This is a genomic window from Paraburkholderia atlantica, from assembly GCF_009362785.1.
GTDB classification, from domain to species: domain Bacteria; phylum Pseudomonadota; class Gammaproteobacteria; order Burkholderiales; family Burkholderiaceae; genus Paraburkholderia; species Paraburkholderia atlantica.
On the sequence record NZ_WHNQ01000024.1, the window covers coordinates 67,292 to 84,891 of the forward strand.

A 17,600-nucleotide genomic window follows, 5' to 3' on the forward strand; every position below is an offset into this window, starting at 1 on the left:
TTTTCAGCTGTGCACCGACGAAAAACGCGGCGCGCATGCAACAACGCCCCGCCGGCGATGTGCCGGCGGGGCGTTCAGAGCGGCAGAAGAAGTGTGGTTCCTGCTGCCAGCGTCTCATCTACCGCGAAACAACCGCGGCAAATCAACCGCCAATCAGCCCGCGTTGACTTCGCGCAGCGCCGTGCGATGCTTGCTGCGCAGCAGGTCTTCGTAGACGGCGACGTAGTTCTTCGCCATCACCATCGACGTGAAACGTGCTTCGAACGCCTTGCGCACACCGGCGCGCGGCAGCGTGTGCAGACGCTTGAGCGCAGCGACCGCGCTGATTTCGTCTTCGACGACGAAACCCGACACGCCGTTCTCGATCACTTCGGGCACCGAACCGCGATTGAACGCGATCACCGGCGTACCGCAAGCCATCGCCTCGATCATCACCAGGCCGAACGGCTCCGGCCAGTCGATCGGGAACACCAGCGCATGCGCGTTGCCGAGGAACTCACGCTTTTCGGCTTCGCCGATTTCGCCGATGTACTCGACATGCGGGAGCGCCATCAGCGGCTTGATCACTTCTTCGTAATAGGCACGGTCGGCCTTGTCGATCTTGGCGGCGACCTTGAGCTTCATGCCTGCCTGGCCGGCGATGCGGATCGCGCGGTCAAGGCCCTTCTCCGGCGAGACGCGGCCGAGGAATGCGAGGTAGCCCGGTTCGACGTCGGGGATCGGCGTGAGCACGTTTTCCGGCAGACCGTGGTAGACGGTTTGCAGCCAGTTCGCCTGTTGCAGCGGGATGCGCTGGTTGTCGGAAATCGACACGACCGGCACGTCCTTGAACGTATTGAAGATGGGCTGCAGTTCCGGTAGATCGAGACGGCCGTGCATCGTGGTCAAAAACGGCACCGGCTGACGCGCGAACAGCGAGAACGGGTAGTAGTCGATGTGGAAATGCAGCACGTCGAATTCGTCCGCGCGGCGGCGCACTTCTTCGAGCAGCAGCATGTGCGGCGCCATCACGTCGCGGATCGTCGGGTCGAGGCGCAGCGCCTGCGGCCAGAAAGCTTCGAGCTTCGCCGAGGTTTGCGAATCACCGCTTGCAAACAGCGTGACGTCGTGGCCCTGCTCGACCAGCGCCTCGGTCAGATTGGAGACCACACGTTCCGTACCACCGTACAGCTTGGGAGGAACCGCCTCGTGCAGCGGAGCGATTTGAGCGATTCGCATATTGACGAACTCCTAGTAAAAAATCAGGCAAAAGTACTGCAATTGGAAAAAGCGACTCGCTTGCTCGCCAGGGCAGTCTGGCCGGAGATCCCGGCGCGGGCCTGATTCTTTTGAGAAATCCTGCGATGGATCGCTTTGGTAACGAGCCCAGACAAGTGGATCAGCGTCTGCGCATGTGCGAGTAAACGCGCATGGGGCACCTACGTTGACAAACTGTCAGAAAATTTGCTGGGGCTAACGAGCACGCATTATCGATGCCCGAATTGTTGCCGCACCACAACATTTCAAAGTCTTTACGTTGTTACAAACGCGAAACACTTTGCAAACCCTTGTTTTCAAAGACAGTTCTACAGTATCGACGAAGGTTCAGCGAGGCACGGCGTATCAAGTCGGTGAGCTCTCGTGCATCAAACGTTGCCGGTAGAAATTGCAAAATTGCCACGGCTCGGTTGAATGCAAACTGTAAGTATATCTCGAAATTTTCCGCAATCTGCCTGCATGGCCCGTCGGCTGGTGTGTCGAGACGACGCAGATTGCGGAGGTCCATCGCGAAATCAGTCGCGTCAAAGCCCGGATACACAGGGCGCAATCGCCTTTGCATGTTTACAATGCGAAGCATCGGCTTCACGGAGAGCCATGCTTGTCCGTGTGGTCCGCGCTTTGCATGCACAACCCGCAACACATCGATCTCAGCTCAATTGGAACACTTGACCATTGCCCAGCGAAACGCCCAGAACGCAAAGCTCGCGAGCTATGCGCACCGGCCGCTTGCGTTTCTCTTCCGCTTTATCCGCCGCCATCCGGTCGCGCACGCGATCGTGTTGTGCAGCGTGTTTGCGGCCGTGGGCTGTGCACTCGCTTCGCAATACGCGATCAAACATCTGATCGACGTGCTCGCCGGTGGCCGCCATCATCCCGGGCCGCTGTGGGGCGCGTTCGCGATCCTCGTCGGGCTGATCGCAGCGGACAACCTGTTATGGCGAGTCGGCGGCTGGTTCGCCGCGCACACCTTCGTCGCCGTGACGGGCGATTTGCGGCGTGACCTATTCCAGTATCTGAGCGGCCATTCGCCGACCTACTACGCCGAAAAGCAGCCCGGCATGCTGGCAAGCCGGATCACCGCGACCTCGAACGCCGTCTACACCGCCGAAAACACCACCGCGTGGAACGTGCTGCCGCCGTGCATCGCGGTGCTCGGCGCGATCGTGATGATCATCTCGGTGAACCCGCTGATGGCCGGCGGCCTGATGCTGTGCTCGGCGATCCTGGCCGTTGTGCTCTACAAGCTCGCGGGCCGCGGCTCCGCGCGTCACCATAATTTCGCGACCAAGGCGGCATCGGTCGACGGCGAGCTCGTCGACGTGATCAGCAACATGGGCCTCGTGCGCGCGTTCGGCATGACACTGCGCGAACAGCGGCGGTTTGCGTCGACGGTCAAGGCGGAAATGGACGCGCGCCAGCAAAGCCTGCTGTATCTGGAAAAGCTGCGTCTGCTGCACGCCGTGATCACCGCGCTGCTGTCGGCCGGCCTGCTCGGCTGGGCGCTGTGGCTGTGGGACCAGGGCCGCGCGACCTCGGGCGACATCGTGCTCGTCAGCTCGCTCGGTTTCACGATCCTGCACGGCACGCGCGATCTCGCGGTTGCGCTCGTCGACGTCACACAGCACGTCGCGCGACTCGCGGAGGCGGTGCGCACGCTGCTCGAACCGCACGGCATGCCCGATCGCGACGACGCGACCGAAATCGTGCCGCAGGGCGGCCGCGTCACGTTCGACGGCGTCACGTTCGCGTATCCGCGCCGCCGGCCGATTCTCGATCACTTCGACCTCAATATCGAGCCGGGCCAGCGCGTCGGCCTGATCGGCAAGTCGGGCGCCGGTAAGTCGACGGTGCTCGCGCTGTTGCAGCGCTTCTACGAAACCCAGGGCGGCGCGATCAAGATCGACGGCCAGGACATCGCGTCGATCACGCAGGACAGCCTGCGTCACGCGATCGCGCTGGTGCCCCAGGACATTTCGCTGTTCCATCGCACGGTGTACGAGAACATCGCGTACGGCCGCCCCGAGGCGAGCCGCGAGGAAGTGCTCGCCGCGGCGCGCGAGGCGCGTTGCGCGGACTTTATCGAAGCGATGCCGGAAGGCTACGACACGATCGTCGGCGACCGCGGCGTGAAGCTGTCGGGCGGCCAGCGCCAGCGCATCGCGATCGCGCGCGCAATTCTGAAAAACGCGCCGATCCTGCTGCTCGACGAAGCGACGTCGGCGCTCGACAGCGCGTCCGAGGAAGCGATCCAGAAGGCGCTCGACCGGCTAATGGTGGGCCGCACCGTGATCGCGATCGCGCATCGTCTGTCGACGCTGAACAATTTCGACCGGATCATCGTCATGAGCGCCGGCAAGGTCATCGACGACGGTTCGCCCGAAGAACTGCGTCAGCGTCCGGGCCTCTATCGCGACCTGCTCGCGAAGCAGTATGGCAAGGGCCAGACGCTGCATATCGGCGGCAAGAAGGTCGACGAGCAGCACGTAGCCTGACGCCACGCAGAGTTCAGGCGCGCTGCGCGTCGCATGCAAAAAGCCGCTCCAAGGAGCGGCTTTTTGCTATCTGGCTTTGCGGCTAGCTTAGCCGGTCACGCTCTCGCGCGCCGCCCTCTTCCGCCCGGCGCGAGCCGCACCCGTGGCCGCGGGCGCCTTCCCGCTTCTAGCGCGCTTCGCGCCACCGAGGCCCGCCAGATCGCGCATGAAGTTATCGCGCCACACCGACACGTTGTTCTCGCGCAGCTGCGCCATCATGTCGCGATAGCGCGCCTGGCGCTCGGCGAGCGGCATGTCGAGCGCCTGCGCCAGCGCTTCGGCCATACCGTCGATGTCGACCGGATTGACGATCAGCGCACCATCGAGCTCCTGCGCCGCGCCGGCGAAGCGCGACAGCACCAGCACGCCGGGATTTTCCGGATCCTGCGCCGACACGTATTCCTTCGCCACGAGATTCATGCCGTCGCGCAGCGGCGTCACATAGCCGACGTGCGCGGTACGGAACAGCGCCGCCAGCACCGAGCGCTCGTACTGCTTGTGGATATACAGAATCGGCGTCCAGTCCAGCTCGGCAAAGCGGCCGTTGATCCGTCCCGACTCGCCTTCGAGCTGCAGCCGGATGTCCTGATATGCGTGCAAGTCGGCGCGCGTCGGCGGCGCGATCTGCAGGAACGACACCTTGTTGCGCTGCGCGGCCGTATGCTCGAGCAGGCGCTCGAACGCGCGGAATCGCTCGACCAGCCCCTTCGAATAATCGAGCCGGTCGACGCTCATGATCAGCTTGCGCGAATGTAGCGTCGCCTTCATCGTGCGCACCGGCTTGCCGCGCTCGCCCGCCTTCGCGAGCTCGGCGATCTCGTCCGGATAGACGCCGATCGGATATGCCGACGCGCGCAGCGTGCGGCCGAACGCATGCACGGTGAGCGGACCTTTCGGCGATGCGTCGATCGAGCCGCCCGCCTCGTTGATCACGTAGTCGCAGAACGCACGCAGATCGGGGCCGGTCTGGAAGCCGAGCAAGTCGAACGAACACAGCGCCTCGACGAGCTCGCGATGCGGCGGCACCGTCAGCAGCACTTGCGCGGCCGGAAACGGAATGTGCAGGAAAAAGCCGATGCGGTTCTTCACGCCTGCGGAGCGCAGCGCCTGCGCGAACGGGATCAGATGATAGTCGTGCACCCAGATCACGTCGTCTTCGCGCAGGAGCGGCACGAGTTGCTGCGCGAGCCACGCGTTGACGCGGCAGTAGCCTTCGAAGTCGTGCCGGTCGTAATGCAGCAGGTCGGATCGATAGTGGAACGCGGGCCACAGCGTCGCGTTCGAGAAACCGCGATAGTACTGGTCGTAATCCCGGCGCATCAACGGGACGGTCGCGAAGGTGACCGGACCGCGCTCTTCGAGCTTGATTTGCGGCTGGCCGGAGCTGAGCACGTCGCCGCTCCAGCCGAACCACATGCCGCCGGTCTCCTTCAGCGCGTCGTACACGCCGACCGCCAGACCGCCCGCCGCCGGGCCGCCCTCCGAAATGGGCGCCACCCGGTTCGAAACAATGATCAGTCGGCTCATGAAGCGCGATTCCCGATGCAGTATGTTGTTTTCGTTGAACGAGGCGCCGGCGTCATGCGCCGCGCGCCGCCGCGACAATCGTTTCGAGCCAGTCGAGCAGTGACGACACCGACTCGACGCGCGTGCGCGCCATCGTTTCGCCCGCGCCAACCTTGATCGACAGACCGCCACGTTCGTTGACGACCGCGAAGCCCTTCTCGTCGGTCAGATCGTCGCCGGCGAACACAGGCGTGCGGCCGGTGAACGGCAGCTCGTCGAGGAACGCGCGCGTCGCGCGACCCTTGTCGACGTCCTTCGGCTTGATCTCGTAGACCATCTTGCCGGGCTGCAGTACGTACGACGTGGGGTAATCGGCGACGAGCCGCTCGGTTGCCTCGCGCGCGACCGGCTCGCGGTCCGGCGCATTGCGGTAGTGCAGCGCGAGCGCCGCGCCCTTGATCTCGAGCAGCATGCCCGGGTGCTCGTTGACGACCTGCGCGAGCACCTGCTCCATGCGCAACAGGCGCTGGTCGTGAAAGCCGATGCGCTGCGTGTCGCCATTCGCATCGCGCCGCTCGGCGCCGTGCAGACCGGCGACCGGCAAATCGGGCATGCCGAGAAAACTGTCGATGCTGTCGATGCCGCGCCCCGACACCACCGCGACCGCGCCATTCGTCAGACTGCGCAGTTCGCGCAGCAGGTCGATCACGCGCGGCTGCACGAGCACGCCGTCCGGCGTGGGGGCGAGTTCGACGAGCGTGCCATCGAAGTCGAAGAAAAATGCCGTCTCGCTCGGAGACAGAACAGCCGGAAGTGCTTGCATTGCCTGGGTTCGCCTTTCAGCCATCTGGGGCCGGAAAAGTGTGCGCATCTTACCGCGCATCGGTCAATTTTTCGAGAAAGTAAGCCGGGACTCAAGCGCGGCGGGCCGTTTGCCCGCTCGCTCGCGGTGATTGCATTCAGAAGCGCAACGATCGAACTTCACCAGACTTTCAGCCTGCTGCGTCAAATTGCCTCGCAAATCGTGCGCCCGGCGCGCCGCGCGACGCTGGCGCCAATTTTGCGCTACAGTCGCTGCCACGCGGATCGTCGGCGTGACGGACATCGTTGCACGCTGTCGCTCAATCGCGTGTCGCGCGCGAATCTCGCGCGGCATGACCGGGCGACGGTGCGCCTTCTTGCTCCATCGATTCGCGTTGCCTGCTCTTCAATCGAGTCATTGAACCCTGCTTTGTTCCCGATCTTCGCACCCCGGCGCCCGCAGCCAAAGCTGTCCCGCTCACGACGCGACCGGCCCATGCCCCGGTCGAAGCGCCGGGTGGCACGCCGGTTTGCGGCGGCAGCGGCGTTGGGTACGCTGGTCGCGCTCGCCACAGTGACCGGTTGCACGCAGCGCGCCGAGCCGTGGCGGTTAACGAATGTGACCGGGCACCTCCCGGATCTGGACTTTACGTTGACCGACGACACCGGCCGGCCCGTCAACGCCGCTTCGTTCAAGGGCCGCACGTCGCTGGTCTACTTCGGCTACACGCATTGCCCGGACGTCTGCCCCGAAACGATGGGACGTCTGATGCAGGTGCTGGGCAAGCTCGGCCCCGAGGCGCAGAAAGTGCGCATCCTGTTCATCACCGTCGATCCCGCGCGCGACACGCCGCGGGCCTTGCACGACTATGTCGGTGCGTTCGACGCAAAGCACGCCGAAGGGCTGACCGGCACCGACTGGCAGATCGAGTCGCTGGCGAAGCGCTATCGTGTTGCGTATCAGATGGAAAAGCGCGACCCGAACGGCAACTACGAGGTCACGCACAGCTCCGCCGTCTATGTGTTCGACAGCCAGGGCCGCGCGCGCCTGCTCGCCACCGATCACGACACGCCCGATGCGATTGCGCAGGATCTGCGCCGCATCATCGACGACCAATCCTGATTCTTCTTTTGATCCCACTCCATCCCATCATGACGATCAAGCTCAAACCATTCGCTTCCCTCGCCGGCGCGCTCGTGCTGTCTTTCGGCGTCGCATCGGCCGCGCACGCGGCCGATGCTCACGCGATCAGCATCAAGGACGCGTGGGTTCGCTGGCTGCCGAACAACCTGCCCGCGGCTGGCTATGCGACGCTCGTCAACGCGAGCGACAAACCGATCGACCTCGTTGACGTATCGAGCGACGACTACGGTGACGCAATGCTGCATCAAACCGTATCGAACGGTTCCACCCAGAAGATGGTGATGGTCGACAAGCTGACGGTGCCCGCGCATGGTCAGGTCGCGATCACGCCGGGCGGCTATCACCTGATGCTCGAGGACGCGAAGCACAAGGTCGCGCCGGGCGATACCGTGCATCTGACGCTGAAGTTCTCCGACGGCGAAACGCTGAGCGCGCCGTTCGCGGTCAAAGCGCCGGGCCAGGCCAAGTAGGCGGCAACACGGGCCGCCGCCACCGCACACGCGATCGCCATGAACCTGCTCTACTGGCTCGACCCCTGGGAGTTTTCGCCGACGGTCGTGATCGGCTTGCTGATTCCCGCGATCCTGTTCGTGCGCGGCGCGCGCAAGGCGCGGCTGTCGGTCGCGCGGCGTCTGTCGTTCTGGTTCGGGCTGGTCGCGCTGTATGTCGTGCTGCATACGCGGCTCGATTATTTCTTCGAGCATGAGTTTTTCATGCATCGATTGCAGCATCTGGTGCTGCATCATCTCGGGCCGTTCTTCATTGCGCTGTCGTATCCGGGCGCGGCGTTGCGCGCGGGAATTCCACCGCGCTGGCGACAACGCTTCGTGCGGCCCGCGCTGCAAACTCCGCTCGTACGCGGGGTGCTCGACGTGGTCATGCACCCGGTCGTGGCGGTCACGCTATTCGTCGGGCTGATCTATTTCTGGCTGCTGTCGCCGATCCATTTCGTCGCGATGCTCGACTGGCGGATCTATCGCGTAATGAACTGGAGCATGGCGATCGACGGCCTGCTGTTCTGGTGGCTCGTGCTCGATCCGCGTCCGGCGCCGCCCGCGCGTCTGTCGCCTGGCAAGCGCGTGCTCGTCGTGATCGCGGCGATTCCGCCACAGATCATCCTCGGCGCGTTCATCTTCTTCACGCCGCACGAGCTGTATCCGATCTATTCGATTTGCGGCCGCGCGTTCACATGGCTGAGCCCGATGCGCGATCAGCAGATCGGCGGGCTGCTGCTATGGATTCCGGGTTCGATGATGAGTGTGGTCGGCGCGCTGATCGCGCTGCGTCACTGGATGCGGCTGTCGGCGCGCGGACGCCTGCGCGCCGAGCGTCGTGTGAAAGCGGCGCGCGGGCTCACGCATGCGGCGTCGACGACCGCGCACGGAAATCGCTGACCCGCGCGCGTTCAGAGCGAGCGCATCCACACATGCGGGATGCCGTCTTCGTCGTGAATCTCCGAGACCGGCTCGAAGCCGAACGCACCGTAAAAGCCTTGCAGATGCGCCTGCGCGTGCAGACGGATTGGGGTATCGGGCCACTGCGCGCGGATATGCACGAGCGAGCGTTCGAGCATTGCATTACCGAGACCGATGCCGCGAAACGACGCGGTGGTCAACACCCGGCCGATGCGTACGTCGGCATCCGTCGCATCGGGCAACAACACGCGCAGATAGCCGGCCAACGGCGGCAGCGCCGCTTCGCCACCGGTGCCATACGCAAGCAGATGCCAGGCTTCGACGTCGAGCCCATCGATATCGCCATACACGCAGTTCTGTTCGACGACGAACACCGCGCTGCGGGCGGCCAGCATCTCATACACTTCGACGCTCGTGAGGTCCGCAAACGGCTTCCAACGCCATTCGAGTTGGGCGAGCCGCGCGGCGGCGGTGTGCTGCAAATCAGTCATCGGTAGGTTTCAGGGTCAGTGCGCGACAGCGCGGGCAACGATCCGCAATTATGCCGCGCGTGCCTGTGTTGGGCCACCGCGCGGGTCGCCGGGAGATTGGCCGAGAGTCGGCCGCCCGTCAGTGCCGTTGCGCGGAGCGCGCCTTCGACGCCTGCTTGTGGCTATACATCGCCGCATCGGCCGCGGCGAGCAGTTCGGCGACCGTGCCGTGGCGCGTCGGCTCGTACGTCACCTGGCCGACGCTGAAGTGGATCTGATAGCCGCGCAGCAGCTCTGCATTGCGCTGGTCAAGGAGGTCCTCGAGACGCTGCGTCACCTGATGCGTCTCAGCGTGGCTCGCGCCGGTCAGCAGCGCGACGAACTCGTCGCCGCCGAGCCGTCCGATCACGTCGCTTTCGCGCAGCGCGGTACGCAGCACTTCGGCGAAGGTTTGCAGCGCGCGGTCGCCCTCGGCGTGTCCGAGCGTGTCGTTGATCTGCTTGAAGTCGTTCAGATCGAAGAACAGCAGTGAGGCCGGCTTGTCCATGCGCCTACAAACGTTCAGCGCATGTTGCGCGAGCACTTCGAAACCGCGCCGGTTCGACAGCAGCGTCAGGTCGTCGAGCGTGGCCAGCTGGATCGCGGCGAGTTCCTGTTCGGCCATGCGCGCGAGGTCGCGCAGCAACGCGCGATCTTCGTCATCGAGCATGCGCGGCTTCGTGTCGAGCAGGCACAGCGTGCCGACCTTGCCACCGTTCGCGACCTGCAGCGGACAGCCTGCGTAGAAGCGGATGTGCGGCTCGTCGGTGACGAACGGATTGTCGTTGAAGCGCGGGTCGGCGAGCGTGTCGGGCACCATGAAAATATCGTCGCCGAGAATGGCGTGCGCGCAAAACGACACGTCGCGCGAGGTCTCGCTCGCCGCGAGGCCGATGCACGATTTGAACCACTGCCGGTTCGCATCGACGAGACTGACGACGGCAATCGGTACGCCGAACAGCCGTCGCGCGAGGCGGGTCAGGCGATCGAAGCGCTCTTCCGGCGGCGTGTCGAGAATATGCAGTGCGTGCAATCCGTCGAGACGGGCGCTTTCAGTGCTGGGGGTCGGAGGGACAAGCATGAAGTGAAGTCGTCGGGCGTCGGATGTTCTAGGTGGTAAGGATTAGTGTATAGCGGCATTCCGATGCGTGGAATTGAGGGAATGGCGAGTCGTCCGGGCGATCGACACGGCTGTGTACAGTCGCGAGATCCGCGCAAGCACTCAGAACACCGCTTGCACCGGTCGCGCGAGACATTCGGCCAGATTGTCGGGGCCACACAGATGCAGCGCGCCGACGACCACCAGCGTGCGATCGCGCACGTCCAGCAACTCGTTCAGCCGTGCGGCCCATGCACGATTGCGGACGTCGAGGATCGCCTGACGGATGCCGGGCAGATTGAACATCGGCGATTCGACGGCGATCTGCTGTATCGCATGCAGATCGCCCTCCAGCCACGCCGCGTGCATCCGTTCGAGCGTACGCTGCGGCTCGCTGCGATCGGCCATCAGCATGTCGAGCGCGGCGGCAATGGCTTCGAGTGGAATCGATTCGAGCGTGGCTGCGACGTCCTGCGCGGACTCGAGATAGCGATACGGCTTCGCCTGCCCGATCGCAGAGCGCAACATGCGCGGCTCGACACCCTCGACGACCTGCTGCAGCAGCGTCGGCGCGACGATCAGCGCGGCCCACGGTCGCAGTGTTTCAAGTGGCGCGAGCAGACCATCGGTTGGCCATAGCGCCTGGAGTTGCGTCCAGGCTTCGTCGCGCATCATGGGCCGCAGTTGTGCGGCATCGGCGTGTGCGTCGGCTTTTAGAAACGGGAGGATCGTCGCTGGGTCGGACTCTAGTACGAGCGTGTCAGCCCAATCGAAGGCCTCGGCGATCCATGGTGGCGTTCGACGGCTCGTCGCGGGAAACAGATGCATCGAGCCGAGCAAGCGGATCCGGGTGCCAGTGAGTTGGAAATACATGCGACTTCAATGAAATCAGGCAATGACGATGCTGTGATTCTATCGTCCGATCCCGATGCGGCGTGCGGGCGTGGGTTGTCCCTTTTCTCCGCATGCCGGACACGACGTTAATCGGGATGCGCTGCTCACGCGTGAGCCGGAATCAAACGGGATGATAGCGATGCAATCGCACATCAAACGCCTGAACGCGGATTATTGCCCGCGTTGCAGGCCATTCGCGCATGGGTAGCCGACAGCATGCTCCGAGGTAGCACGACCGACTATCTTTGTTTTACCAGTGAGGAACAGAAAAAAGAAAAGCCCCGACAAGTCGGGGCTTTCGCTTTGCATCAAAGACTGGAGGCGCGAGCCGGAGTCGAACCGGCCTAAACGGCTTTGCAGGCCGCTGCATAACCGCTTTGCTATCGCGCCGCAAGCGGACTGGAACCTAGACACGGGTTCGCAGATTTATCTGGTGATCACCAGAAGAACCGAAGCTCTGGAAAGTTCAGAACGACCGGCCTTCCAAACAAAAAGGGAAGCGTTGCTTCCCCTTATGTATGGAGCGGGAGACGAGGCTCGAACTCGCGACCTCAACCTTGGCAAGGTTGCGCTCTACCAACTGAGCTACTCCCGCATTGAACTGCTTCACACCGCGCTGCGTTTTTTACTTCGCCAAACAACGCGATGCTTCGAAAACTGGAGCGGGAAACGAGGCTCGAACTCGCGACCTCAACCTTGGCAAGGTTGCGCTCTACCAACTGAGCTATTCCCGCGTCGTATTGCATTTACTGCTACTGCTTTACTGCGTCTCCGGTGTTTCGCGTTGCGTGCATCGGAGAAACGAGATTATGGAGAATCGACTGAAACGTGTCAACCCCTTTTGACCATCTGCCTTAAAGAAAATATTTCGCTCGTAGTGGCGCGGGGTTCGAACACACATTTACGCACCCGCGCGCCTTCTGTTCCACCATCACGCTACGCCACCGCGCTCGCGAATCTGCGGCCACGCGAGCTTCATGTAGTACAGCATCGACCAGATCGTCAGGAACGCGGCCAGATAGATCAGCCACAGGCCCCAAACGCGCGTGTCGACCGTCACGCCGCCGCCGAGGGGCAGCGGACCATAAAACAGCAGCATCGGAATCGCGACCATCTGACAAGCGGTCTTGAACTTGCCGAGCGAATTCACCGCGACGCTCTTCGACGCGCCGATCTGCGCCATCCATTCGCGCAGCGCCGAGATCGCGATTTCGCGTCCGACGATCACGAGCGCGATCGCCGAATCGATCCGCGTGAGCTGCACGAGTACGAGCAGCGCCGCGGTCACCATCAGCTTGTCGGCGACCGGATCGAGAAACGCGCCGAATGCCGAGGTCTGATTCCATTTACGGGCCAGAAAGCCGTCGAACCAGTCGGTGAGCGCCGCCAGGATGAAGATCGTCGCGGCCGCGAGATTGCGGTGCGCGGGACTCATCATCATGTCAGGCAAATAGAACACGCCGACGACAAGCGGAATCAGCACGATCCGCAGCCAGGTCAGGAATATCGGGAAATTAAACGGCATGGGGGCAGGCGCAGCGTCTGACGAGTGAGTTGCAATTGTGCCGTGTCACAAGGCCTGCCACAAGCAAGCGACCCGGGCATGGCCAGGTGGGAACGGCAAGCGGGCCGCGCCCGGCGCGTGGTCGCTGACGCTGCGCCAGCCGGCGCATCCGCTGCGCGACGCGCCAGCTCCGGCGAGCCGTCGTGCCGATAACAGCGCAACGCGGCCCGTCGATTCAATGCAGTTGCCGGTAGATCTGCTCGGCAAGCGCCTGCGAAATACCTTCGACGCTCGCGAGATCCTCGACGCTCGCCGCCACCACACCGCGCAAGCCGCCAAAGCGCGCCAGCAGGCGCTGACGCCGCTTCGCCCCCACGCCTTCGAGTTCTTCGAGCCGCGAGGTCTGGCGCGTCTTGCCGCGCTTGGCGCGCATGCCGGTGATCGCGAAGCGGTGCGCTTCGTCGCGGATCTGCGCGACCAGCATCAGCGCGGCGCTTTCCTTGCCGAGTTCGAGCGGCGTGCGGCCGTCCGCAAAAATCAACGTCTCGAGACCGACCTTGCGCCCCTCCCCCTTCGCGACGCCGACCAGCATGCCGGTATCGAGCCCCAACTCCGTGAACACCTGCCGCGCGATCTCGACCTGCCCCTTGCCGCCGTCGATCAGCACGATGGTCGGCAGCACGCCGCCGGCCGCGTCGCTTTGCGATTCGGCGGCTTCGTCGCTCGCATTCGCGGCGGCTTGCGCGACCATCTTCTCGTAGCGGCGCGTGAGCACCTGGCGCATCGCGGCGTAATCGTCACCGGGCGTGATGCCGGTGATGTTGTAGCGCCGATACTCGGACGACTGCATCTTGTGATGGTGATAGACGACGCACGACGCCTGCGTCGCCTCGCCCATCGTGTGACTGATGTCGAAGCACTCGATGCGCAGATGCGCGAGGTCGTCGCACTCCATGCCGAGCGTGTCGGTCAGCGCGCGTGTGCGCGCCTGCTGCGAACCCTGCTCGGAGAGCAGCCGCGCGAGCGCGAGCCGCGCATTCTGCTCGGCCATCGCAAGCCACGCGCGCCGCTGTCCCTGCGGTTGGCGCAGCACGCTCACCTTGTGGCCCGCCTGCTCGATCAACACGTCGATGAGTTCGCGCGCCGGCGCGTGGCTGACCACCAGCACCGGCGGCACGCGATTGCCGAGGTAATGCTGCGCGATGAACGCTTCGAGCACCTCGGATTCGACGCCGCCGGGCGCGCGGCCTTTGCGGCCCTTTGCCGCCGGGCCGGATTCCGGGTTCCCGTCGGGGCCTTCGTCCACGCCTTCGTCGCTGATGGCGTCCGCGGTAGCTTCGGTAGCCTCGTCGAGCGCTTCTTCGTCACTACCATCGGTGTCTTCGTCTTCTGATGGCATGTCCTGCGCGATCGCGAGCGCATCGGCGGTGGCCCTCGCCGCTTCGGCCGACGGCGCGACCACCCGCGCATCCGCCGCTGCATCGCCCTGATCGCCGTCTTCTTCGAGCCCGCCTTCCTCCGCCGTCAACGCGCTCTCCACGTGCGTGGGAAAGTATGCCTTGTCGCCGAGATGCCGCCCGCCGCGCACCATCGCGAGATTTACGCACACGCGGCCGCCTAGCGCGACCACCGCGAGAATGTCGACGTCGCTATCGCTGCCGACTTCGATCGCCTGCTGATGCAGCACCGTCGACAGCGAGCTCATCTGGTTGCGCACCGCCGCGGCCTGCTCGAATTTCAGCTCGCTCGCGAACGCGTGCATCTTCTGCTCGAGCTCCTTCATCACCTCGCCCTGGCGGCCGAGCAGGAAGCGCGACGCGTTGGCGACGTCGCGCGCGTAGTCCTCTTCGCTGATATTCGCGACGCACGGCGCCGTGCAGCGGCCGATCTGATGCAGCAGACACGGCCGGGTGCGGTTGTTGAACACCGAGTCTTCGCAGGTGCGCAGCTGGAACACGCGCTGCAGGATCTGGATGCTCTCGCGCACCGCCCACGCGCTCGGGAAGGGACCGAAGTACTGGTTCTTGCGATCGACCGAGCCGCGGTAATAGGCCATGCGCGGAAACTTGTGACCGGTCAGCTTCAAGTACGGGTACGACTTGTCGTCGCGAAACAGGATGTTGTACCGCGGCGTGAGCGCCTTGATCAGGTTGTTTTCGAGCAGCAGCGCCTCGGCCTCGGAACGCGTGACCGTCGTCTCGATGCGCGCGATGCGCGTGACCATCATCGCGATACGCGGCGACAGCTGCGTCTTCGTGAAGTAGCTCGATACGCGCTTCTTCAGATCGCGCGCCTTGCCGACGTAGAGCACCACGCCGCTCGTGTCGTAATAGCGGTAGACGCCGGGCAGATGCGGCAGTTGGGCGAGCACTTTTTTTGGCTCGAAGGTGTCGGGGGCGTCGGTTGCTTCGGGTTCGGTCATGCGGGATCGATTGGGTGGGACTGTCTCGCGCTGCCTCGCAGTTTGCACCGATTGCGCCGATTTGCCGGCGGGTGGCCGGCATCGCGTGTCGCGCCATGCGGCCCGCGTGGCGGGCAAACGGCGCGCGCGATCGCGAGCGAGGCTTTAGAATCGCCAGTTTAGAACATTCCGCGTTCGTTCGAACCCGCTCCGGGTCGCCGGAGTCACTGAGCCAGCTGAGCCGCCATGTCCGCCATCGCGCCCGATTCCGGATCACCCGCTACCCCCGCCAACCCGATCGCCTGCGATATCTTCTGCGCGGTGATCGACAACTTTGGCGACATCGGCGTGTGCTGGCGCCTCGCGCGCCAACTCGCGCACGAGCATGGCTGGGAGGTGCGCGTGTTCGTCGACGATCTGCACTCGTTCAAGAAGCTGTGCCCGTCGCTCGTGCTCGAGCCTGCGCGGCAGACGCTCGACGGCATTGTCATCGAGCATTGGCGCGAGCCGTCCCATGCGGGCGATACGCTCGAAGTCGCCGACGTCGTGATCGAGGCGTTCGGCTGCGAACTGCCGCCCGTCTATATCACGGCGATGGCCGAGCGAGCTCGCGCGCCGCTGTGGTTCAACCTCGAATATCTAAGCGCCGAGGACTGGATCGCCGATTTTCACTTGCGGCCGTCGCCGCATCCACGCTACCCGCTAAGCAAGATCTTCTTTTTTCCCGGCCTCGGCCCCGGCACTGGTGGCGTCTTGAAGGAGCGCGATCTCGACGCGGCGCGCGCCGCGTTCGAAGGCTCGCTGGCCGCGCGCACCGACTGGTGGCGCAACGTGACGGGCCACGCGCCCCCGCCCGCCGACGCGACCGTCGTGTCGCTGTTCGCATACGAAAACCCGGCGGTCGACAGTCTGCTCGAACAATGGCGCGACAGCGCGAGCCCGATCGTGCTGCTGGTGCCCGAAGGACGCATTTCCGGCGCGCTCGCGCGTTTTTTCGGCCTCCCGTCGTTTGCAGCGGGCACCCATGCGACGCGCGGCAACCTCAGCGCGCACGCACTCGCCTTCACCGAACAGCCGGGCTACGACGCACTGCTATGGGCGAGCGACATCAATTTCGTCCGCGGCGAGGACTCGTTCGTGCGCGCGCAGTGGGCCGCCAAGCCATTCGTCTGGCACATCTATCCGCAGGCCGACGACGCCCATCTGCCAAAGCTCGACGCCGCACTCGCACACTACACGCGCACGCTGTCCAGGGACGCACGCGCCGCGCTCGGGCGTTTCTGGCACGCGTGGAACGGCGCGGGTCGGCCGGACTGGGCGGAATTCCAGCGCCATTATCCGGCGCTTAAGCGGCGCGCTGCCGCCTGGGCGGTCGAACTCGCGCAAGTCGGCGATCTCGCCGGAAATCTGACCTCGTTCGCAAAAACTCAGTTAAAATAAGCGGTTATCCAACGGCCGACGACGCAAGCGCGGCCCGATTCGAGCAACAACCCCATGGTCAGCCCGTCTGACCGGTCCCGTCGAAAAACACAGAATGTGGCCCCATCTCCTGGTCGGGCACGCGAATGGCAAAAAAGGGACGTATGTTTGGGCGTATTGCAGATCGGCGCCACTCGTGTACACGCCCGAACAGGGTAAAACTCAGGTAACGGACAGGTGGAAACGCCGGGGCATCACGCCGCGGATTTCCGCCGTGAGCCGGTCCCGTTTCACGCATCCGGGCTGCGGCCGCTTCAAGCGGCGCGCGGCAGGCGGTGGGCGAAACTCCGAAACCGCTTGCGCCGTATGCCGTTGAGCAACAGTTAAGCTATTTATCTCGTACAGGACAGTTTTTATGAAGACCGCACAGGAACTCCGCACCGGCAACGTCGTGATGATCGGCGCAGACGCAATGGTCGTGCAAAAGGCCGAATACAACAAATCGGGCCGTAACTCCGCCGTCGTCAAGATGAAGTTCAAGAACCTGCTGACCGGCGCAGGCATGGAAGCCGTGTACAAGGCGGACGACAAGTTCGACGTCGTCGTGCTCGAGCGCAAGGAAGTGACGTACTCGTACTTCGCCGACCCGATGTACGTGTTCATGGACGCCGACTACAACCAATACGAAGTCGAAGCCGAAATGATGGGCGACGCGATGAACTACCTCGAAGACGGCATGGCCTGCGAAGTCGTGTTCTACAACGAGAAGGCGATCTCGGTCGAACTGCCGACCACGCTGGTTCGCGAAATCATCTACACGGAGCCGGCCGTCAAGGGCGACACGTCGTCGGGCAAGGTCCTGAAGAACGCCAAGCTGAACACCGGCTTCGAACTGCAAGTGCCGCTCTTCTGCAACATCGGCGACAAGATCGAAATCGACACGCGTACGCACGAGTACCGCAGCCGCGCTTAAACGGCCGCCTGCGTCACCCCGCCAGCGCCGGCGCCCTGCCGGCCTGCACAAAAAGCGCTCAATTTTTGGGCGCTTTTTCTTTTCTGTCGCGCCGTGTATGGTTTAGGAAAACTTTACCGGCAAATTTCTCAAAATTGCCATCGC

At 63.8% G+C, this 17,600-nt stretch carries 14 protein-coding genes and 3 tRNA genes; 6 read left to right on the top strand and 11 right to left on the bottom strand.

The features are described 5' to 3' along the window. Positions 1 to 153 precede the first annotated feature (153 nt). Complete coding sequence (locus tag GCT19_RS28290) at positions 154 to 1,218, bottom strand: glycosyltransferase family 4 protein (RefSeq protein WP_152853769.1); 1,065 nt, start codon at positions 1,216 to 1,218, stop codon at positions 154 to 156. Positions 1,219 to 1,916: 698 nt separating this feature from the next. Here GCT19_RS28290 and GCT19_RS28295 point away from each other — a divergent pair. Further along, positions 1,917 to 3,752 (top strand): ABC transporter ATP-binding protein, encoded by a 1,836-nt coding sequence (locus GCT19_RS28295; protein ID WP_152853770.1) that lies wholly within the window; start codon positions 1,917 to 1,919, stop codon positions 3,750 to 3,752. 87 nt (positions 3,753 to 3,839) lie between these two features. Here the strand turns inward: GCT19_RS28295 and otsA are convergent, their stop codons facing one another. Continuing rightward, positions 3,840 to 5,318 carry an alpha,alpha-trehalose-phosphate synthase (UDP-forming) gene (otsA, locus tag GCT19_RS28300; RefSeq protein ID WP_013090027.1) on the bottom strand — a complete coding sequence of 493 codons (1,479 nt, stop codon included), beginning with the start codon at positions 5,316 to 5,318 and terminating at the stop codon, positions 3,840 to 3,842. A gap of 52 nt (positions 5,319 to 5,370) precedes the next feature. Further along, positions 5,371 to 6,120, bottom strand: a complete 750-nt coding sequence (gene otsB, locus GCT19_RS28305; RefSeq protein WP_008919323.1) for a trehalose-phosphatase — start codon at positions 6,118 to 6,120, stop codon at positions 5,371 to 5,373. Between the two features lie 366 nt (positions 6,121 to 6,486). On the opposite strand from otsB, the gene GCT19_RS28310 reads away from it, so the two are divergent. Genes GCT19_RS28310 through GCT19_RS28320 form a run of 3 tightly spaced genes read left to right on the top strand, consistent with a single transcriptional unit; the run spans position 6,487 to position 8,636 of the window. Further along, positions 6,487 to 7,221: an SCO family protein gene (locus GCT19_RS28310; protein ID WP_408582399.1), complete on the top strand. Its 735-nt coding sequence runs from the start codon at positions 6,487 to 6,489 to the stop codon at positions 7,219 to 7,221. Between the two features lie 29 nt (positions 7,222 to 7,250). Further along, positions 7,251 to 7,712, top strand: coding sequence for a copper chaperone PCu(A)C (locus tag GCT19_RS28315; RefSeq protein ID WP_018433437.1), 462 nt, complete (start codon positions 7,251 to 7,253; stop codon positions 7,710 to 7,712). Positions 7,713 to 7,751: 39 nt separating this feature from the next. Next, positions 7,752 to 8,636, top strand: a complete 885-nt coding sequence (locus GCT19_RS28320) for a cytochrome c oxidase assembly protein (protein ID WP_013090031.1) — start codon at positions 7,752 to 7,754, stop codon at positions 8,634 to 8,636. A gap of 11 nt (positions 8,637 to 8,647) precedes the next feature. Here the strand turns inward: GCT19_RS28320 and GCT19_RS28325 are convergent, their stop codons facing one another. From GCT19_RS28325 to uvrC, 8 genes are all read right to left on the bottom strand, one after another. Further along, the gene (locus GCT19_RS28325) at positions 8,648 to 9,148 is read right to left on the bottom strand and encodes a GNAT family N-acetyltransferase (protein ID WP_018433436.1); all 501 of its coding nucleotides are present in this window, start codon (positions 9,146 to 9,148) and stop codon (positions 8,648 to 8,650) included. A gap of 118 nt (positions 9,149 to 9,266) precedes the next feature. Next, the gene (locus GCT19_RS28330; RefSeq protein WP_152853772.1) at positions 9,267 to 10,247 is read right to left on the bottom strand and encodes a sensor domain-containing diguanylate cyclase; all 981 of its coding nucleotides are present in this window, start codon (positions 10,245 to 10,247) and stop codon (positions 9,267 to 9,269) included. A 141-nt stretch (positions 10,248 to 10,388) separates the two neighbouring features. Next, positions 10,389 to 11,138 carry a TraB/GumN family protein gene (locus tag GCT19_RS28335; RefSeq protein WP_152853773.1) on the bottom strand — a complete coding sequence of 250 codons (750 nt, stop codon included), beginning with the start codon at positions 11,136 to 11,138 and terminating at the stop codon, positions 10,389 to 10,391. 337 nt (positions 11,139 to 11,475) lie between these two features. Continuing rightward, positions 11,476 to 11,549 (bottom strand) — tRNA-Cys (locus tag GCT19_RS28340). A 129-nt stretch (positions 11,550 to 11,678) separates the two neighbouring features. Beyond that, a tRNA-Gly gene (locus GCT19_RS28345) sits at positions 11,679 to 11,754 on the bottom strand. Between the two features lie 63 nt (positions 11,755 to 11,817). Then, positions 11,818 to 11,893, bottom strand: a tRNA-Gly gene (locus GCT19_RS28350). Between the two features lie 197 nt (positions 11,894 to 12,090). Further along, positions 12,091 to 12,684, bottom strand: a complete 594-nt coding sequence (gene pgsA / locus GCT19_RS28355; protein ID WP_152853774.1) for a CDP-diacylglycerol--glycerol-3-phosphate 3-phosphatidyltransferase — start codon at positions 12,682 to 12,684, stop codon at positions 12,091 to 12,093. A gap of 214 nt (positions 12,685 to 12,898) precedes the next feature. Further along, a complete protein-coding gene (gene uvrC / locus GCT19_RS28360) occupies positions 12,899 to 15,085 on the bottom strand; it encodes an excinuclease ABC subunit UvrC (RefSeq protein WP_152853775.1) in 2,187 nt (728 codons plus the stop codon). A 225-nt stretch (positions 15,086 to 15,310) separates the two neighbouring features. Between uvrC and earP the strand changes: the two genes are divergently transcribed. Together earP and efp are read left to right on the top strand one after the other, a co-directional pair. Then, positions 15,311 to 16,504, top strand: a complete 1,194-nt coding sequence (earP, locus tag GCT19_RS28365; RefSeq protein ID WP_152853776.1) for an elongation factor P maturation arginine rhamnosyltransferase EarP — start codon at positions 15,311 to 15,313, stop codon at positions 16,502 to 16,504. Between the two features lie 394 nt (positions 16,505 to 16,898). Beyond that, the gene (gene efp / locus GCT19_RS28370) at positions 16,899 to 17,456 is read left to right on the top strand and encodes an elongation factor P (RefSeq protein WP_013090038.1); all 558 of its coding nucleotides are present in this window, start codon (positions 16,899 to 16,901) and stop codon (positions 17,454 to 17,456) included. Positions 17,457 to 17,600: the final 144 nt, after the last annotated feature.

Coding starts and splice junctions, on each gene's coding strand:
- uvrC (WP_152853775.1), bottom strand. CDS start 15,085: ATGACCGAACCCGAAGCAACCGACGCCCCCGACACCTTCGAGCCAAAA.
- pgsA (WP_152853774.1), bottom strand. CDS start 12,684: ATGCCGTTTAATTTCCCGATATTCCTGACCTGGCTGCGGATCGTGCTG.
- otsA (WP_013090027.1), bottom strand. CDS start 5,318: ATGAGCCGACTGATCATTGTTTCGAACCGGGTGGCGCCCATTTCGGAG.
- GCT19_RS28335 (WP_152853773.1), bottom strand. CDS start 11,138: ATGTATTTCCAACTCACTGGCACCCGGATCCGCTTGCTCGGCTCGATG.
- efp (WP_013090038.1), top strand. CDS start 16,899: ATGAAGACCGCACAGGAACTCCGCACCGGCAACGTCGTGATGATCGGC.
- GCT19_RS28325 (WP_018433436.1), bottom strand. CDS start 9,148: ATGACTGATTTGCAGCACACCGCCGCCGCGCGGCTCGCCCAACTCGAA.
- GCT19_RS28320 (WP_013090031.1), top strand. CDS start 7,752: ATGAACCTGCTCTACTGGCTCGACCCCTGGGAGTTTTCGCCGACGGTC.
- earP (WP_152853776.1), top strand. CDS start 15,311: ATGTCCGCCATCGCGCCCGATTCCGGATCACCCGCTACCCCCGCCAAC.
- GCT19_RS28290 (WP_152853769.1), bottom strand. CDS start 1,218: ATGCGAATCGCTCAAATCGCTCCGCTGCACGAGGCGGTTCCTCCCAAG.
- GCT19_RS28315 (WP_018433437.1), top strand. CDS start 7,251: ATGACGATCAAGCTCAAACCATTCGCTTCCCTCGCCGGCGCGCTCGTG.
- otsB (WP_008919323.1), bottom strand. CDS start 6,120: ATGCAAGCACTTCCGGCTGTTCTGTCTCCGAGCGAGACGGCATTTTTC.
- GCT19_RS28330 (WP_152853772.1), bottom strand. CDS start 10,247: ATGCTTGTCCCTCCGACCCCCAGCACTGAAAGCGCCCGTCTCGACGGA.